Annotated in this window: 34 protein-coding genes and 1 tRNA gene; 14 read left to right on the top strand and 21 right to left on the bottom strand. The window is 28.4% G+C overall.

The genetic code is table 11. The annotated features are described in order from the left end of the window. Positions 1–41 precede the first annotated feature (41 nt). The 4 genes from JJ847_07325 to JJ847_07310 form a co-directional block, all read right to left on the bottom strand. Complete coding sequence (locus JJ847_07325; protein MBO6960695.1) at positions 42–2,261, bottom strand: RNB domain-containing ribonuclease; 2,220 nt, start codon at positions 2,259–2,261, stop codon at positions 42–44. A gap of 73 nt (positions 2,262–2,334) precedes the next feature. Further along, on the bottom strand, positions 2,335–2,646 hold the full coding sequence (locus JJ847_07320) for a TMEM165/GDT1 family protein (protein ID MBO6960694.1): 312 nt from the start codon (positions 2,644–2,646) through the stop codon (positions 2,335–2,337). Then, complete coding sequence (locus JJ847_07315) at positions 2,647–2,973, bottom strand: TMEM165/GDT1 family protein (GenBank protein ID MBO6960693.1); 327 nt, start codon at positions 2,971–2,973, stop codon at positions 2,647–2,649. Next, positions 2,970–3,317: a YkgJ family cysteine cluster protein gene (locus tag JJ847_07310; protein ID MBO6960692.1), complete on the bottom strand. Its 348-nt coding sequence runs from the start codon at positions 3,315–3,317 to the stop codon at positions 2,970–2,972. Before JJ847_07310 ends, JJ847_07315 begins: the two co-directional genes overlap by 4 nt. Before the next feature lie 82 nt (positions 3,318–3,399). Between JJ847_07310 and JJ847_07305 the strand changes: the two genes are divergently transcribed. Genes JJ847_07305 through JJ847_07295 form a run of 3 tightly spaced genes read left to right on the top strand, consistent with a single transcriptional unit; the run spans position 3,400 to position 4,567 of the window. After that, the gene (locus JJ847_07305; protein MBO6960691.1) at positions 3,400–3,477 is read left to right on the top strand and encodes a photosystem II reaction center protein Ycf12; all 78 of its coding nucleotides are present in this window, start codon (positions 3,400–3,402) and stop codon (positions 3,475–3,477) included. Between the two features lie 15 nt (positions 3,478–3,492). Further along, positions 3,493–4,254 (top strand): HAD-IA family hydrolase, encoded by a 762-nt coding sequence (locus tag JJ847_07300; protein MBO6960690.1) that lies wholly within the window; start codon positions 3,493–3,495, stop codon positions 4,252–4,254. Further along, entirely contained in the window at positions 4,241–4,567 is a 327-nt protein-coding gene (locus JJ847_07295) for a DUF565 domain-containing protein (GenBank protein ID MBO6960689.1), read from the top strand. Before JJ847_07300 ends, JJ847_07295 begins: the two co-directional genes overlap by 14 nt. Positions 4,568–4,570: 3 nt before the next feature. On the opposite strand, the gene JJ847_07290 is transcribed toward JJ847_07295, so the two are convergent. Then, a complete protein-coding gene (locus JJ847_07290; protein MBO6960688.1) occupies positions 4,571–4,744 on the bottom strand; it encodes a 50S ribosomal protein L32 in 174 nt (57 codons plus the stop codon). Positions 4,745–4,875: 131 nt separating this feature from the next. On the opposite strand from JJ847_07290, the gene ftsH reads away from it, so the two are divergent. Continuing rightward, on the top strand, positions 4,876–6,630 hold the full coding sequence (gene ftsH / locus JJ847_07285) for an ATP-dependent zinc metalloprotease FtsH (protein ID MBO6960687.1): 1,755 nt from the start codon (positions 4,876–4,878) through the stop codon (positions 6,628–6,630). A gap of 808 nt (positions 6,631–7,438) precedes the next feature. Here the strand turns inward: ftsH and JJ847_07280 are convergent. After that, positions 7,439–8,023, bottom strand: coding sequence for a peroxiredoxin (locus JJ847_07280; GenBank protein MBO6960686.1), 585 nt, complete (start codon positions 8,021–8,023; stop codon positions 7,439–7,441). A 303-nt stretch (positions 8,024–8,326) separates the two neighbouring features. Here JJ847_07280 and JJ847_07275 point away from each other — a divergent pair, with 303 nt between their 5' ends. Next, complete coding sequence (locus JJ847_07275) at positions 8,327–8,485, top strand: hypothetical protein (GenBank protein ID MBO6960685.1); 159 nt, start codon at positions 8,327–8,329, stop codon at positions 8,483–8,485. A gap of 4 nt (positions 8,486–8,489) precedes the next feature. Here JJ847_07275 and JJ847_07270 read toward each other — a convergent pair whose 3' ends face one another. Together JJ847_07270 and JJ847_07265 are read right to left on the bottom strand one after the other, a co-directional pair. After that, entirely contained in the window at positions 8,490–8,711 is a 222-nt protein-coding gene (locus JJ847_07270; GenBank protein MBO6960684.1) for a hypothetical protein, read from the bottom strand. A gap of 63 nt (positions 8,712–8,774) precedes the next feature. Then, on the bottom strand, positions 8,775–8,945 hold the full coding sequence (locus JJ847_07265) for a hypothetical protein (protein MBO6960683.1): 171 nt from the start codon (positions 8,943–8,945) through the stop codon (positions 8,775–8,777). Positions 8,946–9,139: 194 nt separating this feature from the next. On the opposite strand from JJ847_07265, the gene JJ847_07260 reads away from it, so the two are divergent. The 4 genes from JJ847_07260 (at position 9,140) to JJ847_07245 (ending at position 10,872) form a co-directional block, all read left to right on the top strand. After that, positions 9,140–9,301, top strand: a complete 162-nt coding sequence (locus JJ847_07260) for a hypothetical protein (protein MBO6960682.1) — start codon at positions 9,140–9,142, stop codon at positions 9,299–9,301. A 466-nt stretch (positions 9,302–9,767) separates the two neighbouring features. Next, the gene (locus JJ847_07255) at positions 9,768–9,941 is read left to right on the top strand and encodes a hypothetical protein (protein MBO6960681.1); all 174 of its coding nucleotides are present in this window, start codon (positions 9,768–9,770) and stop codon (positions 9,939–9,941) included. A 230-nt stretch (positions 9,942–10,171) separates the two neighbouring features. Further along, positions 10,172–10,537 (top strand): hypothetical protein, encoded by a 366-nt coding sequence (locus JJ847_07250; protein ID MBO6960680.1) that lies wholly within the window; start codon positions 10,172–10,174, stop codon positions 10,535–10,537. 182 nt (positions 10,538–10,719) lie between these two features. After that, the gene (locus JJ847_07245; protein ID MBO6960679.1) at positions 10,720–10,872 is read left to right on the top strand and encodes a hypothetical protein; all 153 of its coding nucleotides are present in this window, start codon (positions 10,720–10,722) and stop codon (positions 10,870–10,872) included. A gap of 44 nt (positions 10,873–10,916) precedes the next feature. Here the strand turns inward: JJ847_07245 and clpS are convergent, their stop codons facing one another. The 5 genes from clpS to JJ847_07220 form a co-directional block, all read right to left on the bottom strand. After that, positions 10,917–11,204, bottom strand: a complete 288-nt coding sequence (gene clpS, locus JJ847_07240) for an ATP-dependent Clp protease adapter ClpS (GenBank protein ID MBO6960678.1) — start codon at positions 11,202–11,204, stop codon at positions 10,917–10,919. 70 nt (positions 11,205–11,274) lie between these two features. After that, a tRNA-Met gene (locus tag JJ847_07235) sits at positions 11,275–11,348 on the bottom strand. A 29-nt stretch (positions 11,349–11,377) separates the two neighbouring features. After that, a complete protein-coding gene (locus tag JJ847_07230) occupies positions 11,378–11,860 on the bottom strand; it encodes a tRNA (cytidine(34)-2'-O)-methyltransferase (GenBank protein ID MBO6960677.1) in 483 nt (160 codons plus the stop codon). Between the two features lie 2 nt (positions 11,861–11,862). Then, positions 11,863–12,423, bottom strand: coding sequence for a bifunctional adenosylcobinamide kinase/adenosylcobinamide-phosphate guanylyltransferase (locus tag JJ847_07225; protein ID MBO6960676.1), 561 nt, complete (start codon positions 12,421–12,423; stop codon positions 11,863–11,865). 10 nt (positions 12,424–12,433) lie between these two features. Then, positions 12,434–12,745 (bottom strand): fusion glycoprotein F0, encoded by a 312-nt coding sequence (locus JJ847_07220; protein ID MBO6960675.1) that lies wholly within the window; start codon positions 12,743–12,745, stop codon positions 12,434–12,436. 112 nt (positions 12,746–12,857) lie between these two features. Between JJ847_07220 and JJ847_07215 the strand changes: the two genes are divergently transcribed. Then, the gene (locus JJ847_07215; protein ID MBO6960674.1) at positions 12,858–13,484 is read left to right on the top strand and encodes a cofactor assembly of complex C subunit B; all 627 of its coding nucleotides are present in this window, start codon (positions 12,858–12,860) and stop codon (positions 13,482–13,484) included. On the opposite strand, the gene lptC is transcribed toward JJ847_07215, so the two are convergent. The 5 genes from lptC to rpmG form a co-directional block, all read right to left on the bottom strand. Beyond that, positions 13,481–14,062, bottom strand: coding sequence for an LPS export ABC transporter periplasmic protein LptC (gene lptC / locus JJ847_07210; protein ID MBO6960673.1), 582 nt, complete (start codon positions 14,060–14,062; stop codon positions 13,481–13,483). The two genes, JJ847_07215 and lptC, sit on opposite strands and share 4 nt — an antisense overlap. A gap of 34 nt (positions 14,063–14,096) precedes the next feature. Next, positions 14,097–15,632, bottom strand: coding sequence for a methionine--tRNA ligase (locus JJ847_07205; GenBank protein ID MBO6960672.1), 1,536 nt, complete (start codon positions 15,630–15,632; stop codon positions 14,097–14,099). A 69-nt stretch (positions 15,633–15,701) separates the two neighbouring features. Then, entirely contained in the window at positions 15,702–16,886 is a 1,185-nt protein-coding gene (locus tag JJ847_07200) for an RNB domain-containing ribonuclease (GenBank protein MBO6960671.1), read from the bottom strand. 45 nt (positions 16,887–16,931) lie between these two features. Then, positions 16,932–17,153, bottom strand: a complete 222-nt coding sequence (locus tag JJ847_07195; protein MBO6960670.1) for a 30S ribosomal protein S18 — start codon at positions 17,151–17,153, stop codon at positions 16,932–16,934. 17 nt (positions 17,154–17,170) lie between these two features. Beyond that, positions 17,171–17,365 carry a 50S ribosomal protein L33 gene (rpmG, locus tag JJ847_07190; GenBank protein MBO6960669.1) on the bottom strand — a complete coding sequence of 65 codons (195 nt, stop codon included), beginning with the start codon at positions 17,363–17,365 and terminating at the stop codon, positions 17,171–17,173. A gap of 100 nt (positions 17,366–17,465) precedes the next feature. Between rpmG and JJ847_07185 the strand changes: the two genes are divergently transcribed. Together JJ847_07185 and JJ847_07180 are read left to right on the top strand one after the other, a co-directional pair. Further along, positions 17,466–19,910, top strand: a complete 2,445-nt coding sequence (locus JJ847_07185) for a phenylalanine--tRNA ligase subunit beta (GenBank protein MBO6960668.1) — start codon at positions 17,466–17,468, stop codon at positions 19,908–19,910. 105 nt (positions 19,911–20,015) lie between these two features. After that, positions 20,016–20,264 carry a hypothetical protein gene (locus tag JJ847_07180; protein ID MBO6960667.1) on the top strand — a complete coding sequence of 83 codons (249 nt, stop codon included), beginning with the start codon at positions 20,016–20,018 and terminating at the stop codon, positions 20,262–20,264. A gap of 414 nt (positions 20,265–20,678) precedes the next feature. On the opposite strand, the gene JJ847_07175 is transcribed toward JJ847_07180, so the two are convergent. Then, on the bottom strand, positions 20,679–21,689 hold the full coding sequence (locus JJ847_07175) for a molecular chaperone DnaJ (protein MBO6960666.1): 1,011 nt from the start codon (positions 21,687–21,689) through the stop codon (positions 20,679–20,681). Between the two features lie 142 nt (positions 21,690–21,831). Between JJ847_07175 and JJ847_07170 the strand changes: the two genes are divergently transcribed. Continuing rightward, positions 21,832–22,011, top strand: a complete 180-nt coding sequence (locus JJ847_07170) for a hypothetical protein (protein MBO6960665.1) — start codon at positions 21,832–21,834, stop codon at positions 22,009–22,011. Between the two features lie 3 nt (positions 22,012–22,014). On the opposite strand, the gene JJ847_07165 is transcribed toward JJ847_07170, so the two are convergent. Next, positions 22,015–22,845 carry an ATP adenylyltransferase gene (locus JJ847_07165; protein MBO6960664.1) on the bottom strand — a complete coding sequence of 277 codons (831 nt, stop codon included), beginning with the start codon at positions 22,843–22,845 and terminating at the stop codon, positions 22,015–22,017. 48 nt (positions 22,846–22,893) lie between these two features. After that, positions 22,894–23,277, bottom strand: a complete 384-nt coding sequence (locus JJ847_07160) for a DUF2237 domain-containing protein (GenBank protein MBO6960663.1) — start codon at positions 23,275–23,277, stop codon at positions 22,894–22,896. 98 nt (positions 23,278–23,375) lie between these two features. On the opposite strand from JJ847_07160, the gene JJ847_07155 reads away from it, so the two are divergent. Further along, on the top strand, positions 23,376–23,594 hold the full coding sequence (locus JJ847_07155) for a hypothetical protein (GenBank protein ID MBO6960662.1): 219 nt from the start codon (positions 23,376–23,378) through the stop codon (positions 23,592–23,594). Positions 23,595–23,598: the final 4 nt, after the last annotated feature.

Genomic DNA, 23,598 nt, shown 5'->3' with positions numbered 1-23,598 from the left:
GGGTAATCTTATTTTTATTTGTAAGACATTTCATAGTTAGTTTATGTTAGTTCTAAATCAACTTGATATTTAAGAATATCTACCTTAATTATTTTAATTTCTATTTTATCTCCAACTTTATATGATTTCTTTGATTTTCTTCCAATCAACATATTTTGCTTAGATCTATATTCATACCAATCATTATTAAGTGTACTTACATGAACTAAACCTTCAACATTTAAATCTATTATATCAACAAAGAAACCATAACTTTGTACTGATAAAATAAATCCGATATAAGTATTACCTATTAACATCTCTGCTTTTCTCACTTTTTTTATACTCATCATATTCGATTTATATTGATTAATTTTATTTTTATATTCATTAAATTTATCTATTACAAATTTATCAAATAGCTTATCTATATTTTTTGAAGTTGATGAATTAAATATATCCCAATTTACTGAATCCCATGAGTTGCTTTTCATTATATTTATTTCATTAATATTATTTTTCTTTGACTTCTTGCCATTTATTATCATATTAAAAATACAATATTGATTAATAAGGTTAATGAAGTCATAACCTGGCATTACCCATGGTGTAATAAATAATTGATCTAATTCCTCAATATCTGGATTTTTATAAATTAGGCTTACTTCATTTTCTTTAAATTCATTAATTAAAAGTTTATGTAATGTTCTTTTCTTTTCATCGTCATCACATAACTTAATTATTTGACTAAGTGATAAATTACCATCTTCGTTTAGTTCTATATCATTGCCAAGGAATTCTGAATATTTAATAATTTCGTTTGCGTTTATGTAGTCTAACTCCTTCGAAATGTACCCCGCGCTATTTAATCCATATTGATTTGAATGTTTGAACCATGCTAAATTCCCTTCATACAGTATTGGTGAAAGGTATGTTTGACAATCTTCTTTTATTAGAGGTTCAAAATATCCTTTTGAATATTCAGCTGGGTTATGAATAAAAAATTCCTCTAATATTTTTATTTTATTTAGAGGTGAAGGTATTTCGACTTTACCTTCCAAGAGATGTCTTTGTCTAAATGATGTTGAAATTTCCAAGATCTTATCTAAATCTTCAATATATTCTTTAAGTGGTTTTAATAATCTTGATGTAATTCTAGTTCTACTTTTTCTGGAAAGAAGAGCATCAGTATGTTCACTGCCAACAATAAGAGAGCACTTTACATAAGTAAGATGAAATGACCATTCAGTTATCTCATTGTCACTATTTAAGTAGAAGCAGAGACTAACTGCTTCATTCTTTTCTCCTAATTTAAATTGTGTAGCATACCTAAGAGGATCACCAAGGTAATTTTGCCAACTATCCAATAAGGGGAATGATTCAAAGCCATTAAGTAATGTTTCTATAGATTTTTTACTATTTAGTTCCACTCTTTCTGCAAGATTATTTGTATGTACCCATAACTTTGTTTTGCCATCTTTTTCATGCTCTATTTGGATCATTGGTAGCATTGGCGAATTATCAGCTTTCCAAGCTTTGAACAAATAAGAGTTTTTATCTGATAAGTCTATTCTTTCTCTTCTTTCTATCTTCTTTATTTCAATATTATTATTATTTAATTTTTTTATGTTGCTTTTCGATAAAACAAATTCAGTATCAAATTCCTCATTTTTATTTAGACTTAGTTCTTCTATTACATGACCAAATCCTTCATCCTGGCCAATGGGAAATATATCAATCACAACTTTAACTATATTTTTATTTTCTGGTTTATAGATATATTTTTTATCTTCTTTTGGAAGTTTTATTTTTGAAAGAATCCTGTCATCGATGGGAATAGCGTAAACATCATTGTTTATTATTTCAACTTTAGAAAGAAGTATTTGATTTGATCTTTCAAGTATACAATCAACTATCCCCTCCGGTGATCTTCTCCTGTAACCCTCTTTTATTATTCTAACTAAAACTTTATCTCCATTCCATGCGTAATTAAGTAGATTTTCTTTAATATAGATATCTTCTTTGTTTTTTTCTCTTACCGCAAAGCAGTAGCCTTTACTACTACACCTTATTTTGGCGACAATATGATTGTTATTTTTTACACAGGTATATTCATTTTTTTCATTTTTATTTATTATTTCAAGTCTTTCTAGAGCTGTTAAGGCGATATCTAGTTTATCCTTATCCGATTTCTTTGTTATTTTTAGTGATCTGCATAATTTTTTATATTCTAATCCCACTGATTCATTCAAATTATCAATTATTGAGGACGTCGTGAACATGGTTATTTATGAAATTATAAATTCATTGATAATGTATTTACTCCATTATTACACCTTTTATCCAAGGTTAAAACTAATTATTTTCTTTACCTTCTTTTTCTTCTTCATCGATAGTGAATGAGCTTATAAAAAGCCTAATGCCAATAATGAAAAATGTTATTGAGGCTATTGATTTAAGGACTACTTCGGGTAAAAAACTTGAAAAAGAACCTCCTGTTAAAGCTCCGAGTAAACTAGCAAAAACTAGAGCAGAAGAAGATCCTAAAAAAACTGCTAATGGTTTCTTTGAAGTTCCGCTTATGGTTAATGTGGCTAGCTGGGTTTTGTCACCTAATTCAGCTATAAAAACTGTTAGAAATGTTGATAGTAATAAACTTAAAACCATTTATAAATAATTCTTGAGAGTATCAAAGGCCAGAAATAAACTTATTATTATCATTAAGGCACCAGCAGATAAATTAAATTTGCTGGGAGATATTTTCTTTGATAACCATTTGCCAATAAGGACTCCTACTACACTAGAGCTTATTAGAGCTAGAGAACTTCCAAGAAAAACAATTATTGGCTTTCCTGATTCAGCAGAAAGCATTAATGTAGCAATCTGGGTTTTATCGCCAAGTTCAGCAATAAAAATTGTTGTAAAAGTCGTTATAAATATGGATAAGAAACTTTTTTCTAAATTATTTTCTTTTTTTTCTAACTTGATATTCATTTTCCTGAAACAGCCATTTTAAAAGTTTTCATTTCTTTACTCTGGCATCCATAATTTGATGAAATATGTTGTTTACAGCAATCTATTAGGAACTTATCGCCAGATTTTAAATATCCTTTAAATGTTATTGAAAATTCATTGACTCGGCAAAAGTGTGGTCTCGTTTCATAAATTAAGCATTTTTTATTTTTTCTGTCTAAATTTTTACACCAGCCGTCTTTAGCCTTCATTGAATTTATCAAGGCGATATCTTGTTTGCTAAGTTTGTCAGTCAAATCGCTTCTTTCGTTCAAGTCGAATTTACAACAAGCTCCACAATTTTCTATACATGTCCATGATTTCATAATTTAATTCAATCTTGTAACGTATCAGTACAGTTCAATCATTTATTTGTAAAAATAGTATCACAAAACATATTCATTAATCATGGCAACACTTATTCCTTTAGCTGTAGTTGCGCTAGCTGGACCAGCAATAATAGCTCTTGTATTTTACCGTAAATAAAAGAATTTCTTTTTGGTGACTTCTCTTGAGGGTGTTTATTGGGATTTAGATGGTACTATTGCAAATACTGAATTAGAGGCTCATTTGCCCGCTTTTAATAATGCCTTTAGGGATCTTGGGATTAATTGGCATTGGGATTCAAATAAATACATAGAGCTTTTAAGAATAAATGGCGGCAAAAATAGGATTGCTTACTACTCTGAATCAAATAATGATTACTTTTCTAAAGATTTAATTATCAAAATTCATGAAAAAAAACAGTACCATTACCTAGAAATAATAAAAGAAAATTCCGTTAAATTTAAAACTGGAGTTTTTAGATTAATAAACGAATTACATAGAAAAAAAGTAAGACAATTTATAGTTACTTCAAGTTCAAGAAAGCAAGTTGATTTACTTCTTGAATACCTATTTAATGACTTCAATCCCTTTGAGTTCATTATTTCAAGTGAGGACGTTAAATTAAAGAAACCTAATCCATTACCTTATTTAAAGGCAATTAAATTAAGTGGTATAGAAGAAAAAAACTCAATAGTTTTTGAAGACTCTAATCCAGGATTGAAATCTTCCTTAGCAGCTAACTTACCGACAATTTTTGTTCCTTCAAATATCCCAATTGTTCTTGAGGAAGATATTAAATTAGATTGTATTTTAGACAGTCTTGGTGATGAGAATAATATGGCAAACGTTATTAAAGGCCCTAAACTAAAAAAATCATATGTTGACCATAACTTCCTAAGTGATTATTTAATGACTGTTAGTGATGCAAAAAACTAATTACTCAAGAATTACCTACCAATTAAATAAGTTATTTTTTGGTTTTCTAAGTGATACTTGGAGGTCAAAATCTATTAGTCTGATTTCTGTTTTGACAGGTTATTTCTTGTTCGCAAATTTTCTCACAAAATTCATATCTGAAGGTAAAAACGAGTTAATTATGGTACCAATAATTATTGTTCTTATTGAAATTATTATAAGAATTAAACCTTCTGCAAGTTCAAAATTTTATTATCTATGGTCCGTAGTTGATAAATTAAGAATTGGGGCAATTTATGCCATTATCCTTGAGGCATTTAAATTGGGATCTTAAAAGCTATTCTTCTTCTTCTTCTTCATCAATAGGATAAACAAAACCTTGAGCTTTACCAGTTAAAACTGATTTACCTAAAGATAAAGCCTTTTGAGCTGCTATTGCTGCTTTCCCTTTCCAGACAGCATGCCTTTGGTTCCTTTTGCTCTTTGATTTTTTCTTCTTTGGTACAGCCATTCTGTTTCTTTATTTCCATATAATAATATAACCTTTAACTGGTTATCTCCAAAACTTTTGAGTATATTTTGTTTATATACGTCAATTTTTTAAATAAGCATATATGCTTTATTAATCACTTATAAAGATTAGTGTTTAGATCAAAATTCTCATATTCAGATTCTAAATCAAGTTATTCGGATCTTCTAGAAGATATTGAGACAGGGAAAATAGAATCAATATTTTTCTATCCTAGGCAGAGAGAAATTGATGTTCTGTACAAAAATGGTGATAAATTTAAAATACCTATCCTTTTCAATGATCAATTAATTCTTGAAAAGGCTACTGAAAATAAGGTAGCTCTCTCTATTAATAACAGTAGAAAAGAAGCCTCAGCTGCTAATTCATTTGCTTCAATAAGTCTTTTCCTGATTTTCATATTAGCTATAATCTTAATCTTGAGGAGTACATCAAAATTGGCTTCTAGAGCTTTTGGTTTTACTAAAAATCAAGCTAAATTTGTAACCATTGATGATGTAGAAACTAGATTCGATGATGTAGCTGGTGTCCCTGAAGCCGCTGAGGAATTAAAAGAGGTAATAACATTTTTGAAAGAACCAAAGAAATTTGAAAATCTTGGAGCAAAAGTTCCTAAGGGAGTTCTTCTAATTGGGCCACCAGGAACAGGTAAAACATTATTGGCTAAAGCAATTGCTGGGGAATCAGGAGTGCCTTTTCTCTCAATATCGGCTTCAGAGTTTGTAGAACTTTTTGTTGGTGTTGGTGCAAGCCGAGTTCGGGATCTATTTTCTAAGGCTAAGGAAAAATCGCCTTGTATAATTTTCATCGATGAAATTGATTCTATTGGTAGGCAAAGAGGCTCTGGGATCGGAGGTGGAAATGATGAAAGAGAACAAACCCTTAATCAGCTTCTTACAGAATTAGATGGTTTTGCTGATAATTCCGGGATTATTGTTTTAGCTGCAACAAATAGACCAGATATTTTGGATACAGCATTATTAAGGCCAGGAAGATTTGATAGAAAAATAGAAGTAATGCTTCCAGATTTAAATGGAAGAAAAAAAATTCTTTCTGTTCACTCACTCTCAAAACCACTTTCACGCGAAGTTGACTTAGGATATTGGGCTTCTAGAACTGTTGGATTTTCAGGGGCCGATCTTGCAAATTTGATGAACGAGAGTGCTATTCACTGTGCAAGAGATGAATCTAAATTAATCAGTGATGTTCATATAGAAAATGCTCTTGATAAAATTACCATTGGCCTAAGAAGCTCATTAATAACTTCTCCAAATATGAAGAAAATTATTGCTTATAACGAAGTTGGTAGAGCTATCGTATCTGCCGTGAGAAATGGAATTGAATCAGTTGATAAAATTACAATTTTACCTAGATCTGGATCTCTAGGAGGATATACAAAAATATGCCCTGACGAAGATGTAATTGCTAGTGGATTGATTTCAAAAAAATTATTAATTTCAAAAATTGAAATTGCTCTAGCTGGAAGGGCAGCCGAAACGATAGTTTTTGGAGAAAGTGAAATTACGCAATGTTCCATAAATGATATTTCCTATTCGACGAACATCGTAAGAGAAATGGTTACAAAATATGGTTTTTCAATTATTGGTCCGATTTCAATGGACTCTGATAATAATGAAATTTTTTTGGGAGATGGATTATTTAGAAGAAAGCCTCTCATAGCTGAAAACACTAGTTCTAGAATAGATAATGAAATCATAAAGATTTCTAAGATTTCATTAAATAATTCAATAGAAATATTGAAAAAAAATAGAGTTTTACTTGATAAATTAGTTGATATGCTTTTAAACCTAGAAACTATAGATAATCAAGTTTTTAAATCAATAACATCTAAATTGTTGAAAATTTGATTTAATTGCTTTAATTTAAATAAAAAATTAAATATTATTCTTGATAATTAAAAAAGATTCTACAGGCTTACTAGTTACACTTTCATTTTTGCTTATTCTTCCATTTGTGCAAAAACAATGGTCCAATTTATATTTATTCAATACTAATAATATTACTTTTTATTCAATTCTTTACTATTTGAGCGGTACTATATGTCCATTTCTAATATGTTTGAACTCTTTAAATAATTATACATATTATAAATTTAATAAGAATAAAATTTATAGTAAAAATCCTATTAAAGGGAAATTATTATTGTACTTAGTTTTAATAAATTTGACTTTTCTCTCGTATTTAATAATTTCTTATATGTATGTAAATGTTGATTTTGTATTTAATTTATTTCTCGAAGAATTCAATTTAATTCAACCCAATGTATTTCAGTTGAGTATATTAGTTTTTTTAATCGCTATCTTATTGAATTTCAAAATATTTAGGATTTTTTTTAAAAAATTAATATTAGGAAACTTTTTCTTGATTTCTTTTTACATTTGGTATCTTCAAATTAATAATATTGGTATTGATGATCAGTTTCATAATTATAGATATTTTGGTTTAAATAATATTAATTTAATTAATGTTTTTATTTTAATAGTTACAGAGGTTTTTTATTTTACGTGGTCTTTTTTATCGTATAGAACTAATTTAAGCGATTGGATAGTTCGAATACCTCAAAAAAGTGATATTATCCCATTACTGAATATGTTTATTTTCTATTTCTTTATAATAATTTACTACTCGATACTTACTTAAAAGTTAGTATTTCTTCTATAGAGCAGAAAAATATTCCTTACTACCTTTGGGGTCCTCTAACATTGTTTTCTCTCCTGGGGTCCAGTTTGCTGGACATACTTCATCTGGGTTTGCCGCAACGTATTGATAACCTTGTAGGATTCTAAGTGTTTCATCAACATTTCTGCCAACAGGAGCTTTGTTCACAGTCGTGTGCATAACTATTCCTTCAGGATTAATAAGGAATAAACCTCTATCTGCCTCGCCATCATCGTTAAGAACATTGTATGCCTGGCAAATTTCTCTTTTTAAGTCAGATACTAATGGATAATTAATATCACCTATTCCACCTTCATTTCTTGGAGTCTGTATCCAAGCTAAATGACAGTGTTTACTATCAACTGATACACCAAGGATTTCTGTATTTAGTGATGAGAAATCTTGATATCTATCACTAAATGCAGTGATTTCAGTAGGACATACAAACGTAAAGTCTAATGGGTAGAAGAATAAAACAACCCATTTACCTTTTAGACCTGAAAGTGTAATCTCCTTAAACTCTTGATCATATACTGCTGTAGCACTAAAATCTGGTGCTTCTTGGCCAACTCTTAAGCTCATGAAAAATTTGTCCTTGTTTTATATTATGTATGGTCTTTATGACCGTAATAAGCATTATAATTTTAATAATAATAAATTAGCAAGTTTTTTTTTAATTCAATGAAATGGCATTATTCCTTTACTAAAAAATTTACTATTTTGAATCATAATAAACTTTTAAAAAATCTCAAGAAAGAGTTAATTAAATATCCCATTAATAGGATTGATAGTAAAAAATCAAATTAAAAGAAATTTTTTTTAATTTAAGGTTCCTTTAAATTCAACTCTTTATAATTAATATTATTCTTTTAAATAACATTAATTATGGCAAAATATATCGAAAGGCTAAAGGATAAAATTAAAATAAAAAAGTTGGATTCTAATCAGCCAATTGGAGCTTGGATTTTCGTTGTAATATTAAATATTGCGGGATTTGCGGGTTATTTTTACTTAAAGATAAACCATATTCAACTTGGAGGTTAAAAACTTATCTTATTTCTTTTTTAATTGAGCGACAAAAATTTTTTAGCCTTTCATTGCTAGTTAAATCAGGTAGAGTCCAAATTGATTCCGTTTCAGGTATTGGATCAATGCTCCACTCTTTGAATTCTTCAATAATCGAAGCATTATTTAATTTTGATATTACCTTTTTACGTTTTTTTAAATATTTTCTAATTACTATAAGGTTTGCCTCAATATATTCCCTCATAATGAATACGATTTCTAGTATTAATCTATCATGGAGCTTGTTCTATCCTGTAGAAGAGCTTGATTAGACGCTTTGCACTGCTTGAAAAAGTCCAAATGAATACCCTCCTATAAGGATCCAGCCAAGAACACTTGAAATTATTGTGGATCTTCTATTATGTCTTCTTATAGCTGATTCAATCATCTCATTCACTTCATCTCTATTTAGAAATTCATTTTTAGATTCTTTTTTCATTTTTTACACTACACTAAACGAATTTATAAAAAAGTGAGTTTCATGTTCCAACTGATTTGAAAAAGATCATAATTTAATACTTAAAAACTTCTTTTTTATATGAAGTATTAAACAAAAAAAATTTTTAAGAGTTATTTTCAAATACCTAAGATAGACTTAGCTCATTAATTTTTACTGTGATTTTTTCCTTAAGGATGAATATTAACGATAAATGTGTTTTAAAAATGCTTAACGAACTTATTGCAATTGAAAGACTAAATAAAAAACAAATTCTTCAAATGGTGAATTTAGCTTCTCTATCTAATGATATTAGTGATTTAAAAGATAATATGAGATGGGAAAATTCAAGTTATTAATTTATTCCTAGCAATAAAATATTTTATAGTTAAATAACATTTATTGTGAATAAATTTAAGATTCACTAATTAATAAATAAATAGATAATAAGTTCTCTAGGTTTATTATTTGAAACTTGAAATTTAGTATTCTATGAATACGTTGCTTAATTGGTTTTTAATAAGAAAATTTTATGCTGATAACTTGACTGTAAGGTTGTTTTTTTATCCTTGTTGAAAGTTTTAACTATTGTTGTAGTGGTAAGAAGTATTATCAATATGATTAGCAAATCTCCAACAGTTATTCCTCTCTCCTTTAAATTCATAATAAGTTATAGATTTACTTTAATATAACTTGTTTTAATTATTTAAATCATAATATTTACAAACTTACTAAAAAACATATTAAGTAAATATAAAAAAAATATAAAAATAATAAGACTAAAGGTTTTTAAAACATATAAAAAATAATAGATCATTTCAATTTATGGATATCAACAAAAAATTTGTTAAATTCAACTCTCCAAATTTTTACTCAAATGAGATGATTATTCCCAAAACATCTCTTAACGAAAATCAGCTCAAATATACTTATCAAAAACAATTAATCTCAGATTTAGATTACAAGCACAAAGAATGGTCAAAGTTTGTTGAGAGTTGATTTTAAAAACTTTCCTTAAGTATATTCAAAAGTTTGTTTCTCTTATTTATGTTTTTCTCTTCCCAATGTAGTGTTACTTCATCATTTATTATGGGCTTTGTTTTGTAAGCTAAAAACCATAGAAAAAAACCTGCAGGTAATACTAAAACATACATAAAAAATAAGTTGACTTAAATCAAATATAGTGCAACACTTATAATGTGCAAGTGTCACACTAAATTTAAATTATTATGCCCTCTCAGAGAAAAAGAATTGGGTTTTTGCCGAGTGAAGAGGTTCACGAAATCATTGATAAATTATGTAGAGCTAATGAATTTAGTCAGTCAAAAGTTACAGGTATTTTAGTTGAAGAGGCGTTGAGATCTAGAGGAGTACTAAGCGATGCTTTATCTCCTAAGAACAGTAATGAACAGATTTTTTTCAATGATTATTTTGAGAATGAACCATTATCCAAAAATAATAAAAAGACTAGTAATAGTGAAATATATAATGTAAATAGAAAATCCTTCATCGACGATATCAAAATAATGCATGAATATATTGAGTATAAGTACTTCAAGAAAGTTATTAAGCAAAACAAGAATATTCTTGAATGATAGTGTCACACCTATAGGCTCTATTTTTTTGTTATTAATTATTCTTAAAATTAAGCGGACTAAATCCTCGTGGAGAAATGAACCTTAGCCCGCATAAAAAAAATAGCAATAAAAAAAAATTAATACAATAAAGATGTAAATATATTTTGATTTAAAATTGAAGCTAAAATATTTTTCTAATAATGTCAGTATCTGAATTAAATGAGGGAACAAAGAGTAAAATATGTGATCTTTTGGAAAATTTGCAACAATTAGAGAAACTTAAAAATAAAGATATTCGTATTTTGTTAGATAAAATTGTTAGACAGTATGGAGGAAAAGTAGTAAATAAATGAAACAACAATCTTTGATGCCAATAAAATAAAAAATTTTAAAATTTTTATGTTTTTTCTATGGGAGCCATCGTTAATCCCATGCAAACTAGTTGTTCATGATATAACTCTGCTTGTTCAAGATTACCCCTCCATACTTCTGCTGAACCTGTTTTGTCCACTTTGATGGTTAGATCCCAAGCCTTTTTTTCACTCATTTTAGGGATAATTCTTAGAAGACAATTTGCTACGTGTTGAAATGTATTAAAACTATCATCAAGAACTATTATCCGTGCCTCTGGATATTTAACTTTTTCCTTCTTTGACTCTAAGACCGTACTAGGTGAATTGTACATCATTGTTATTGTGCTAGAAATGGATTTTTAAAAACTATCTAAATAAAATTCATAGTAGAGTATTAGGAAATGTCTCGAGCGTGACTTGAACACGCGACCTGCGGGCTATGAATCCGCCGCTCTAACCAGCTGAGCTACCGAGACATGCAAATATTGTAAGACATTGTTTGTAATTAATTGGCATTTTGAAAATTTATTTGTTTGTGTGCCTCATATACTGCTATACCACATGCTACAGAGAGATTTAAACTCCGAACTCCTTTCTTTTTATTGGATTCAGCATTTAGATTAGGCATGAATATTGATATCAAAGCATCGCTCTTATCAATAATGTTTTCTGGTAATCCTGAATCTTCTCTCCCAAATAGCAAAATGTCATCTACTTTAAATTTAAAATCGTTCAAATATATTCCATTTTTTTTACTAAAGGAAATTATTCTTTTTGTTGGTTTTGACTTCTTAAAATTTTCATAATTTTCATATCTATTAACTTCAACTAGAGGCCAATAATCTAAACCTGCTCTTTTTAAATATTTATCTTCAATTTTAAAACCTAAGGGCTCTATTAGATTTAAAGAAATATTAAAAGCAGCACATGTTCTCGCGATGTTGCCTGTGTTTTGAGGGATTCTAGGTTCAAAAAGAGCAACTTCCAATTTTAAGTAGGTATTTCTAAACTTATTTCATCTATTTTGATTGCTCTGCCGTTGATTGCAAGCCAATTATCTTTTGATATTTTGGTTATTTTCTTTTGTAGCTCTCCTATTCTTTCAATGTATGTATTCCCAATCTTATATTCTGAGACTAAACTCCAACCAACTTGTTCTCCAACAATAAATGTTAGACTTTTTCTTTTATTTAATTGATTTATTAGTAAGTTCATCTTTCTTAACCATTCACTATTGTCTCTGTTAATATTTTCCATAACAAATCCACCAATTGAGTCTATTAATAAAGGGTCTTGTTCTTTTCTAAGTGTATTCAATAAATCTGTTGTCTCTATTAATTTCCAATCATTTGGCCTTCTTTTTCTATGTAATTTAATTTTTTCCCGCCAATCTTTATCTTCGGTATTTTTTTTTGATAATGCAACATATGACATGTTTTTAACCTCCTTAGCTAAATATTCTGCAAATTCACTCTTACCGCTCTTTGTTCCTCCAGTAATAAAAATAATATGAGATTGTTTACTCCTATTATTCAAACCATTGGTATTCATAAATTCTCTTTTATTTAGAGAAGTACCACCATGTTGCTAAGGGTATTATTGTAGCTGCGATTAATAAGCCAATAACTATGTAAGTAGCGGTAGAACTTTCTGTATCACTGGCCCTCATGACGTTAAAATTCGGATCAACTACTGGGTTATCAATAGAAGAGGGCTGACTTTTTTCGTAGTTAATAATAGTCTTTTGTTGTGCTACGACAAATAATTTGTTTATGTTATTGATATTTGATGCGTATGTAGTTGTGGGAATTACGATAAATATTAATCCAGTAATTAAAAAAGATAAAAGATATTTATTAATGTATTTTTTCATTTTATTAGGTTTTGATTAATTATATATTAAAAACAATATGTTTGAGTAACATTAAAGTTTCTAATCAATATAATAATCTAATAGTTCATGTAGAGTTAAGACTTTTTTGTAAATGGGCTTCAATGGAAAATCATTAATATTAATCGGATTCACACTCTTTATTTTTCAAATAGCAAATTTCTTCTCTATTGAGTCAATTACTCCCGAACTTGAACGAGCACAGGTAATTGCTGCAATATCTTCATTAATTATTATCTTAATAGGTTTCTTATTTAAACAATTTGAACCATTGGCTGGTGAGAAGGCTGAACTTAAGGGTGAAAATAAGTTTATCTTCGAAAAAAACATTCCTGACGAAGTTATTGATGAACTTGCATGGGGATCTGAAACTATATTAACTTCTACGGCAGCCGCTACAATATTAATTCACAATAATGGAGTAAATATACTAAGAAGAGGAATTACTTCAAGTAGTGAGTTTAAACCGGGAGAAACTTGTTTGAGGTCTGTAAAAGATATGAAATTAATATCATTAGCTAATACTAAATTTTATCCAGGTAGAGATGAGTTTTTTGATTTTTGTCCAAATATACCATCTGTTTTGGTTGTGCCAATAAATAGTAATGCATTTATTTTGATAGGAGGTTGGAGTTCAAAATGTTTTACTAAGTCTGATGAAAAATGGATAAATAATTGGTCAAAGAAAATTAATAATATTTTCTCAAAAAATAATTTTTAGAAATAAATTATTGATCGTACTCTTTTATCCTTTGCTTTAAAACGTACGGATTCTGTATTTAGATTGTAATAAGCATTTTCTGAGTTTATTTCATATTTATTCTCATTATTATCATCTTTAATTATATATTTTACGGGTTTGAAAAATTCGATTATGTTATCAGAGCCCAAAATGGCTTTTCCTGAATTTAAGATAATACTTTTATTCTCAAATCTTATATTTCCCTCTAACAAATAGTTATTCTCCTCTATATTCCAAATAAAATTATCTGCGTATAAAAAATCTTCGTCTCCCTTAAAATTTTTTAATTTTACATTTCCTGTTAATTTTAAAATTTTATTATTGTTTGACAATGTAGATTCATCTGAACTAATTATATACTTTGTTTGTTCTCCGCTAAAAATATTTATTGTAGTTTTTTTTAATTGGAATTTTAATTCATTTTTATCGTAGCTTGAATATGGACTAGTTATAGAATATATTTTTTCACCTTTCTTAGAAAAAATATTCATATCTAAACTATCTATTTTTTGTATGATTTTATTTTCTTCAAATGAACTAGGTGTACATCCAATAATAAGAATTGGAACGAAGATTATTAATCTATATAAATTACTCATACTCAAGTTTATTAATTATTGGAGTAGGTTTAGGTAAGTTTGAATTACTAATTAATAACCCCCATTTTAGTTGTTGTTCCCAAGGTACTTCCTTTTTATATGTGGTACCAAGTTGTTCATTTATTTTTGAAGATAGTTCCGGTAATAAAGGTTGTAATAATAATCCTATTATTCGGGTACTCTCTAATACGTTGTAAATGATTTCTTCAACAAAAGGCAAATTATCTTCCTGTTTTACTAACAACCATGGTTGATTATCGTTTAAATACAAATTTGTTTTAATTGCAAAGTTGAGAACTTCATTTGCTGCTTGATCTAATTTGTAGGTATCAAATTTATTAATATAGTTATCAACTGTATCTTTAGCAAAATTTTCTAAATTATTTTCACTTGATATTTTTTTATTATGTGGAACTTTATTATCAAACCATTTTCTGGACATAGATAATGTTCTATTTAGTAAATTACCGATTGTATTAGCTAGATCATTATTGATAATGTCAACAAATCTTTTGTCTTGAAAATCTCCATCATTACCTAGTGATATATCTTTAATTAAATACCACCTTACAGGATCATTTCCATACTTAGAGATCAAAAGGTCAGGGTCAAGTACATTTCCTATGCTTTTACCCATCTTTTGTCCTTCTCTGGTTAAAAATCCATGACCTAAAACTTTTTTAGGAACACTCATCCCTGCAGAAATGAGCATCGCAGGCCAGTAGACGGCATGAAACCTTAGTATATCTTTACCTATTAAATGAATATCTGCTGGCCATCCTCCATTAATTGATTTTTCCAATGAATGATCTGTTGCATCAGAACTAATAGCACTAACATATCCAAGTAAAGCATCAAACCATACGTAGAAGGTGTGATTGTCGTGGCCAGGAACAGGTATTCCCCATGAGACATTTGTTCTTGAAATTGAAAAATCCTTTAAACCTCTAGAAACAAAATTTATAATTTCATTCCTTCTTTCTATAGGTTCTATAAAAGATGGTTCGTTGATTATCTTCTCAATTTCTTTTTGATATTTCGAAAGTCTAAAAAATAGATTCTCTTCATTTTTCCATTCTAGATTTTTTTGATGTATGGGACACTTGTATGATGATGAGTTTTCTGGATTATCTTTAAATTCTTCACAACCGACACAATACCAACCTTTTTGCACTCCCATATAGATATCATCAGATGCTTTTACTCTTTCATAAAATTCATTAACAACTAACTCATGATTTTTTGAAGATGTCCTTATAAATCTATCGAAAGATATATCCCAATTTTTCCAATTAGTATTAAAAATTTCTGAGATTTCATCGCAATGCGCTTTTGGCTCAATACCCTTTTCATATGCCGTTCTTTGTATTTTTAAACCATGTTCATCAACACCTGTGATGAAAATAACATCTTCACCTATGAGCCTTTTATACCTAGCTATCGAGTCACAAATTATTGTTGTGTATACACTTCCTAAATGAGGTTTATCATTTACATAATATAAAGGGGTAGTAATGATAAAACTCATAAAGCTTTTTTATTAATATTAACAGAATTTTTTTTAATCTTATAAAGGTATACTTTATTAATTTTTTAATTAATAAATAAATTCTATAAGATTATTATCATTTATAATATGTTTTACTTTATATACTTTATTACTATATATTTCTATTGATACATAAAGAGTAATAAGTGTTTCCAATGAATATTCTGGAAAAAAAACTAAAGCTATATTTCTTTTGTGATTAATCCACTTAACAAATATTATTTTATAAAAAGGTTTATTTTCATTCTTAAAAAATAATGTTAAATACTTAAACTTATCATTTTTAAAGAGATTGTTGTTTTCTATTTGTCTATTCTTTGAATAGTCAATAATTCTTGAGACTGAGTCTATACTAAGTGGTTCGAAATTATTAATTTTATTATATACTTGTCTTTGTATAATTAAATCAAGATATCTCCTCAATGGGGAAGTAGATTGTACATACATTTTAAGTCCTAATGACTCATGGATTCCGGGCTTAGTTGTTATATTACTTTTCCCCATATGTTGTTTTAATATTATATATTTAATTTCACTATCATTGTATTTATACAATATTTCAGATGGATTACAATTTAATTTCTGAATCCTAAATGCAGCCGCTAAATTATTTTTATTTAAAAATAAACTTGTTACATAACCCATTAATATCATTGATTCTGCAACTATAATTTGAGGTATTGATTTCTCTAATTTATTAAGTATAACTTTATCATTATATAATTTGATTTTACTATTAGGACTATCAATAATAATCGCTCCTTTTTTCTTTCTGAATGAAATACTTTTTTCTAATAAATTTTTTATCTCAATTAATTCAATTTCTTCTTTAGGTTCTAATTCTAATATTTCATTTACATCTTCATATGTTAATTGATATTTTGGTTTTATTAATGCTTCAATTATCTCATAATTATTTATTGATCCATCGTCATTAAATTCTATTGCTGCACTAATAGTTTCTGAAGTTTTGTTTTGAGCTAGATTAGCTTTTTCAAGTATATCTTTAGGTAGCATGGGGATATATTGATCAATTAAATATAAACTGCTATTTCTCCTTCTTGCTTCTAAATCAATATTTGAGTCATGTAAAAAGAGTTTGCATGGATTACTTATGTGTATCCATAAATTTTTTATATTTCCTTCTATTATTTCTAAAGAAATTGCGTCATCAACCTCATGTGGATCATCAGAGTCAATAATGTATGTTTTTAAATTAGTTAAATCTTTCAAATATTTGAGAAATCAACAATAGTGCAGACTATATTAAGTATGAAATTATCCTTCAGGATTTACGAAGGGTAAAAGAGCTACAATTCTGGCTCTTTTTACAGCTAATGTAAGATCTCTTTGTTGCTTAGAGGTTAAACCAGTCATCCTTCTTGGAAGAATTTTGCCCCTTTCAGTTATAAATTTTTTTAGGAGTTCTACATCCTTATAGTCAATAGGATCCCCAGGTTTGATAGGTGATAATTGTTTTTTAAAAATTGAATTAGGCATGATTTAATTTGATTTGATTACTTTATTTCTTTGTGAATTGTCATTCTGTTTAAATGAGGATTAAACTTTTTTAGTTCTAATCTTTCAGTTGTATTTCTACGATTCTTTTCAGTTGTATATCTCGAGACACCATTTGATCTCTTAGGATCTGTGCTTGTCCTAGCTTCAGTACATTCCAGGGTAACTACAACTCTTGTCCCTTTTTTGGCCATTTTAATTAATACTTTATTGTATAATTTTCTATTGTACATCTTCAACAAACTTTTTTGAAGATATACTTACTTCTTTTATTATCATTGATTAAAAATATAAATGAAAGTTTCTCAAAATTGGTTGAAAAATTTAGTAGAAATTACTTCTACTCCTGATGATCTTTCTGAGAAATTATCTATTGGGGGATTTGAGGTTGAATCGTTAGAAGATTGTTCAGAAAATGTAAATGGTGTTGTTTTAGGTAAGGTTTTATCTGTTTTAAAACACGAAGGATCTGACAAACTCTCTATTTGCCAAGTTGATATTGGTTCTTCAAAGAATTTACAAATTATTTGCGGTGCGCGAAACATCAAGCCAAATATTTATGTTTATGTTGCTACAGTCGGTGCGAAATTAAATGCAGTAGATTTAACTATCAAAAGAAGTGAAATTAGAGGTGTCATGAGTGAAGGAATGATATGCTCTCTGCAGGAACTAGGATTAGAAGACTCTAGCGAAGGGATAGAGATCATTGATGAAGATTTAGCCTTAAAACATGAATTAGGCACACCAGGGTCTGAGTTGCTTCAATTAAATGATTTTATATATGATTTAGCCATTACAGCTAATAGACCTGACGGAATGTCGGTTATAGGTATAGCCCGCGAAATTTCTGCCCTTTTAGAATCCACATTAAATTTTCCAGAATTAAACCATAAATATAATATTCATTTACTTAAGGGAATGAAGCTTTGCCCAGAGGCAATAAAATCTGATTGTATTTATACAATAAGCTGCATTGATGGAGTAAATGGAGATAAACTATCGCCAAAATGGCTTATAGACCGCATAGAAAAATCAGGTATAAAGTCGATTAATCTTCTAGTTGATTTAACAAACTACATTCTTTTAGAACAAGGACAACCTTTGCATGCGTTTGACAAAGAAAAACTATCTAACTTAATTGGCAGGGAAGTTTCTCCAGAGGACTTCTCAGTAAGAAAAGCTAGGAATAACGAAAATCTTGTATGTTTAGATGGTAAAAAATATGAATTAAATGAAGATATTACAATAATTACTTGTTGCGATAAAGCTATTGCTATTGCCGGGGTTATAGGTGGTTTAGAGACTTCTGTAACCAATACTACTTCTTCTATTTACCTTGAAGGCGCCGTTTTTAATCCAGTTACTATAAGAAAATCTTCAAAGGCGATTGGCATTAGAACAGAATCAAGCAGCAGATATGAAAAAGGGATTTCATCAAAAAATACCATAAGTGCAGTTATTAGAGCAATTAATCTTTTAGAAGAATATTTTTCTATCAATTTACCAATCATCAATACTTCGAATTTAATAAATGATGATGATATTTTTATTAAATTAAGGAGAACTCGAATACATAAAATTCTTGGTCCATTAATCATTAACGATCAATTTGAAAAAAGAAATCTATCTGATACTGAAATAGTTGATAAATTAACACTCATAGGTTGTACTTTAAAGAGTAAAGAATATGGCTGGGATGTAGCTGTGATTCCTAATAGATCACAAGATTTAATAAGAGAGATAGATTTAATTGAAGAAATTGCGAGATTAATAGGTTACGACAGATTCGACTTGAACCTTCCTAATCCTATTAAGCCTGGAAAATTGTCTTCAGAACAGTTGGCATTGAGAAAAGTAAAAAATGGTTTTACACAAAATGGTTTTAACGAGGTACTTAGCTACTCTCTTGTTCCAGAAGATAAAGAAACACTTATAAAGATTTCTAATCCTTTGTTATTAGAAACTAGCTGCCTAAGAGATAATATCTGGAATGAACATTTGGAGATTGTAAACCGTAATATAAAAGCTGGACAAACAAGTTGTTTTATATTTGAAATTGGAAATGTTTTTCATAAGAATACTGATTTCATTCAAGAAGAAGTACTGAATGGAGTAATTTATGGCAATAGAAAATTTGGAAAATGGATGAATACGGGTAATGATAATGATCTTAATTATTATCAGGCTAGAGGAAAGTTAGAGGAAGCTTTAGCTTGTTTGAATATAAAAATTGATGATAAACCTAATGATTCAATAGATTTTCTTCATCCCGGAAGAACAGCAAAATTAATTATTGAAGGTAATGATGCAGGTTATTTTGGTGAAATCCATCCCAAATTAATACTAAATAAGAAGTCATTAAAAAAAGTTTATTTATTTAGTATAAATGTAGCTAAACTCTTGGGAGCTAGTACAAGAAAACATAAATGGATTCCAATATTTAAGCAATACCCAACTGTTCCGAAAATGGAGAGGGATATAAATTTTATTTTCAGTAAGAAATTTTTAATTAGCGATATAACTTCACAAATAAGAAAAACAGGAAAAAATCTTTTAGAGGATGTATGTTTAATCGATGCTTTTGAGGATATTAAACTTGGGGATGATTATATAAGCTATACATTTAGATTATCTTATAGAGGTAAAGATAAAACATTATTAGACTCAGATATTAAATCCATACACTCAAGCATCATTTCTAAAGTTGAAAAAAGTTTTAACACAAAATTGAGAAATTAAATGTATTGAAAGTCTTATTTAAGACTATATATGAGTCTATGTATGATTCTCATATGTAATAAGTAATACTCATACAAAACTCATTAATAATGTATTATAAAGTTCATGATTAATTTATTATCTCTATTGATATCTTCAGTGCTGTGGGTGCAGGTTCCCCAGTGGTCAAATGATTGGTCAAAATGTTCTGTTGATGTTCCTGATGCTTCATGCCATTGGTATATAGCCGCACCTGACAACACTTTTGGAGAAGGGTTTGACTGGGCTAGTGCACCTTGGTTTGATGCAAACGGTTTAAATGATGTGCCCAGTATTAATAAACAAACCGCCATTCAAAAGCTACAAAGCAAGTAGTACTGTCTTTAAGGCAGTACGGGAAGATATAAAAGGTCCATATAACAGTACTTTTCGGCTTTTATTAATTTCTTGGACATTAAAAGGACATAGTTTATTGATTTATTATTCAATTTTAAGTTTTTACCAGGCATTAAGCAGTTTGGGTATCATTCAATAAATTAATAAATTATTTAATCTTGCTTATCTATTATAAGACTATTTACTGGACTCATAATTAGTCTTATGTAAGAAGTACTAGAAAAGGAATTTTTTTTAAAAGTAATTTTTTTTTAATTTTCATTTATACATTATTATTTTTCCATAAATTTAAAAAATAATAATTGATGAATATCAGAAATTTTAAACTTAACAATTATCTTATATGAGACTATTAATTAGACTTATACTTAGTCTTATTTAAGAATTAGTATATTAATTTCTATATAGATTTTTTAGCAATTGATACGCTTCATTCAATTTTCTCATTTGATCTGTTGATCCTCCAGCATCCGGATGTGTCTCTAAGGCTATTGATTTATAGGCCTCCCTAATTTTACGGAACGTATGAGCTGATCCTGCGGATGTTGATAAATTCAATAATTTAAGTGCTCCATGTACTGTCATTGTTGAGTCCAAAGTTTCAAATGAATTTGATCTGTTATTTCGTTTAAATCTACTTACAAACCTTCTCACAAGAGTTGGTATCCTATTAAATAAATCTGATGTAGCAAAAGGGTCTTCTAAAACGCCAATCATTAATAACACAATCTCAAGGGATGGATTTTTCTTTATCCAAAATGGACATAATTCAGACATTAATTTATTGGCTGCACTCCACGTAAAGGGTAGATTTTCAGTTCCATCGAGATTTGGCCATATATCCCTTCCAAACCAATCCATCGAAGCCTCTACTACATGATCATTAGGAGCTGATCCATACAAGTTTTTCCAATGACTAATTAATTCAATTCGACATTTTATTAATTCAGTTTCTTTAATTGTATTAATTTGAATATCATTAATATTTTCCTTTAATTTTTCACTATTAATACTTCTTCTTAGATTCTTTACTTTTTTTTCAACAAAATTGGGAAGGCTTATGTCTGAGTTGGATTTTTCTTTATATTGTTTGTTACTTGTAAATCTTTTATTCAAAGATATCTCATTAACTTCTTTTTTTACGTCTGATTTAATTAATACCAATGCAGTATCTTCATCAATATTTAAATTTTCATTATTCTTCTTCTCGTTAAAGTCTATTTCTTGCTGTTGGTTCTTAGGTAGTAAATCATCTTCTTGAAGAAGTTCTTTAAGTATCTTTTCTATTACAGGTCCTCTAGCTCTAAATCCCCATTCTTTTCGTAATTGATCAAACCTGGAAATTAGTTCCTCAGGTAAATCAATTGAAATTCTTTTTGTATTTGAATTTTCTGGAATATTCAATAATATTTCTTGAATAGGAAGGATTTTATTTAATTTTATTCAAAAAAAATTTAAAGTCCATACGGAATATTGTTTTTAAATTAAAACCAATTTATTTTCATGTCACAAGTCAATTAAGTATCTTTTTATAATAAAAATAAAAATGTTTAACTGTTATTTCAAATCATCTAAAGAAAAAAAGAGTTTTTATCAACATAAGAAATTAGAAATGCTCAATTATTTTAAGGATTCACTTGAACGTAAAATTGCCTCTGTAACAGCATCTATAGAAGTCCTAGAAAGCCAAATAAGCAGAGATAAAGAAGTTGAAGTAAATAACTAGTATTCAAACAAAACTTTCAAGAAGTTTTTCAGGTCCAAATTTCTTTAAATAATTAATATTTGATTTTTCAGTTACTAATAGATATCCTGCAAAACCTAAACCGTTAATACTGAAACCATGAATATGATCATTTTTTCTCTTTATAATGGCGATCCATTTATTAGTTATTAAAATATTGTAAGGATATATCGGTTTCTTATCACTAATAGGGTCTCCAAGTCCTAATTTCTTGCATAACTCTAAATAAAATTCAAAAAGAGATGATGAATTATCTAAAAAATTAAATTTGGATACAATAATATTTTTTTTAAGCTTACTATTTAAATCTTGATATGAGTTCATTTCTAAAAACCACTTTTCTCTAGGGCATGATATCTCACCTCTAGATCTACGCAGAAGTTGAAAATGCCTGTGAGGTTGACTTGCACCCGCAATTGGAGAACTATTGAAAAACCATAATCCACTAGTATCCTTATTAACTTGTTGGATCGCTCTCCAATCTTTAATATCTAACCATCCATTTTGAGGTTTCCATTCATTTGTAATTAGTAAAATATGACCTTTTTGTACAGGGTACTTATTTAATATTAGTTGATGATTATCACCAATTTTATCGATTTCTAGTATCTTTTCCCAAGGACAAAATGGATTCTGCTTAGGTCCATAAATTTTTTTTTTATTAAATTTTGAAGTATCGAGTTTTCTAATTATGAAGTCGTCTTTTTCATATAAATCTCTTGTAATAATATCAGTTTTAAGAGGATATAATGATTTATCATCAATTGATAATCGAGTTTGCTCTAGTGCTTTTTTCCAATATATTTCTAAACTCATATTAAAAAAATTATCATAATTATTTTAAAAAAAATAATAAATTTGTAATTACTTTTTATTAAATTGATATTCTTTCAATTTTTCCAGAGGTACTGACTTTAAGACTACTATATTCGTTGATTCTAATATGACTTTTGGTGCAAGACCGTCTAATAATGCTTGCTTCCACCTATCAAGACAAATACACCAATGATCCCCATTCTTTAGTCCTGGGAATGAGTAAATAGGCATGGGAGTTATTAAATCATTACCTTGTGATTTACTATATTTCAGGAAATTATCATCCATTACACAACATATGGAATGATTCCCTCCATCATTTTTGTCATAGTTGCAAAATCCATCTCTGAACCACCCTGTCATAGGTGCGCAACTACAAACCTCAATTTTTTCTCCGAAGACATTCAACTGATCTTGATTATTTTTAGTCATAGAATTTTTTAATAATAATAAAACACGAACATTTCTTTAAAAAGGTTGACGAGTATGGGGGGTAAGGAGGTAATAATTCTAATAAGGTTTTTTTCATTATGGATTGGGACTTTACTGAAAACATAGCATTTAAAGCTCTTTATGAAGCTTTTAAAGATAGTGATGAAACTTCTGCATTAGAATTTTTATCTAGTGATGGTGCTTCATATTATCTTGAGTTAACACAGGACGCTGCGGGTGAGGGACTTGATATGGGTGATAATGAAACGATGGAAGAACTACAGGAAGATATTATTGAATATTTAGAAAACAACTAAAGAT

It is taken from the genome of Prochlorococcus marinus CUG1438, assembly GCA_017644325.1.
GTDB lineage: Bacteria > Cyanobacteriota > Cyanobacteriia > PCC-6307 > Cyanobiaceae > Prochlorococcus_A > Prochlorococcus_A marinus_AA.
This window is presented reverse-complemented; position numbering and strand designations above follow the sequence as displayed.

Coding starts and splice junctions, on each gene's coding strand:
- JJ847_07325 (MBO6960695.1), bottom strand. CDS start 2,261: ATGTTCACGACGTCCTCAATAATTGATAATTTGAATGAATCAGTGGGA.
- JJ847_07320 (MBO6960694.1), bottom strand. CDS start 2,646: ATGGTTTTAAGTTTATTACTATCAACATTTCTAACAGTTTTTATAGCT.
- JJ847_07315 (MBO6960693.1), bottom strand. CDS start 2,973: ATGAATATCAAGTTAGAAAAAAAAGAAAATAATTTAGAAAAAAGTTTC.
- JJ847_07310 (MBO6960692.1), bottom strand. CDS start 3,317: ATGAAATCATGGACATGTATAGAAAATTGTGGAGCTTGTTGTAAATTC.
- JJ847_07305 (MBO6960691.1), top strand. CDS start 3,400: ATGGCAACACTTATTCCTTTAGCTGTAGTTGCGCTAGCTGGACCAGCA.
- JJ847_07295 (MBO6960689.1), top strand. CDS start 4,241: ATGCAAAAAACTAATTACTCAAGAATTACCTACCAATTAAATAAGTTA.
- JJ847_07290 (MBO6960688.1), bottom strand. CDS start 4,744: ATGGCTGTACCAAAGAAGAAAAAATCAAAGAGCAAAAGGAACCAAAGG.
- JJ847_07280 (MBO6960686.1), bottom strand. CDS start 8,023: ATGAGCTTAAGAGTTGGCCAAGAAGCACCAGATTTTAGTGCTACAGCA.
- JJ847_07275 (MBO6960685.1), top strand. CDS start 8,327: ATGGCAAAATATATCGAAAGGCTAAAGGATAAAATTAAAATAAAAAAG.
- JJ847_07270 (MBO6960684.1), bottom strand. CDS start 8,711: ATGAGGGAATATATTGAGGCAAACCTTATAGTAATTAGAAAATATTTA.
- JJ847_07265 (MBO6960683.1), bottom strand. CDS start 8,945: ATGAAAAAAGAATCTAAAAATGAATTTCTAAATAGAGATGAAGTGAAT.
- JJ847_07260 (MBO6960682.1), top strand. CDS start 9,140: ATGAATATTAACGATAAATGTGTTTTAAAAATGCTTAACGAACTTATT.
- JJ847_07255 (MBO6960681.1), top strand. CDS start 9,768: ATGGATATCAACAAAAAATTTGTTAAATTCAACTCTCCAAATTTTTAC.
- JJ847_07250 (MBO6960680.1), top strand. CDS start 10,172: ATGCCCTCTCAGAGAAAAAGAATTGGGTTTTTGCCGAGTGAAGAGGTT.
- JJ847_07245 (MBO6960679.1), top strand. CDS start 10,720: ATGTCAGTATCTGAATTAAATGAGGGAACAAAGAGTAAAATATGTGAT.
- clpS (MBO6960678.1), bottom strand. CDS start 11,204: ATGTACAATTCACCTAGTACGGTCTTAGAGTCAAAGAAGGAAAAAGTT.
- JJ847_07225 (MBO6960676.1), bottom strand. CDS start 12,423: ATGAATACCAATGGTTTGAATAATAGGAGTAAACAATCTCATATTATT.
- JJ847_07220 (MBO6960675.1), bottom strand. CDS start 12,745: ATGAAAAAATACATTAATAAATATCTTTTATCTTTTTTAATTACTGGA.
- JJ847_07215 (MBO6960674.1), top strand. CDS start 12,858: ATGGGCTTCAATGGAAAATCATTAATATTAATCGGATTCACACTCTTT.
- JJ847_07205 (MBO6960672.1), bottom strand. CDS start 15,632: ATGAGTTTTATCATTACTACCCCTTTATATTATGTAAATGATAAACCT.
- JJ847_07195 (MBO6960670.1), bottom strand. CDS start 17,153: ATGCCTAATTCAATTTTTAAAAAACAATTATCACCTATCAAACCTGGG.
- rpmG (MBO6960669.1), bottom strand. CDS start 17,365: ATGGCCAAAAAAGGGACAAGAGTTGTAGTTACCCTGGAATGTACTGAA.
- JJ847_07185 (MBO6960668.1), top strand. CDS start 17,466: ATGAAAGTTTCTCAAAATTGGTTGAAAAATTTAGTAGAAATTACTTCT.
- JJ847_07180 (MBO6960667.1), top strand. CDS start 20,016: ATGATTAATTTATTATCTCTATTGATATCTTCAGTGCTGTGGGTGCAG.
- JJ847_07170 (MBO6960665.1), top strand. CDS start 21,832: ATGTTTAACTGTTATTTCAAATCATCTAAAGAAAAAAAGAGTTTTTAT.
- JJ847_07165 (MBO6960664.1), bottom strand. CDS start 22,845: ATGAGTTTAGAAATATATTGGAAAAAAGCACTAGAGCAAACTCGATTA.
- JJ847_07160 (MBO6960663.1), bottom strand. CDS start 23,277: ATGACTAAAAATAATCAAGATCAGTTGAATGTCTTCGGAGAAAAAATT.
- JJ847_07155 (MBO6960662.1), top strand. CDS start 23,376: ATGGATTGGGACTTTACTGAAAACATAGCATTTAAAGCTCTTTATGAA.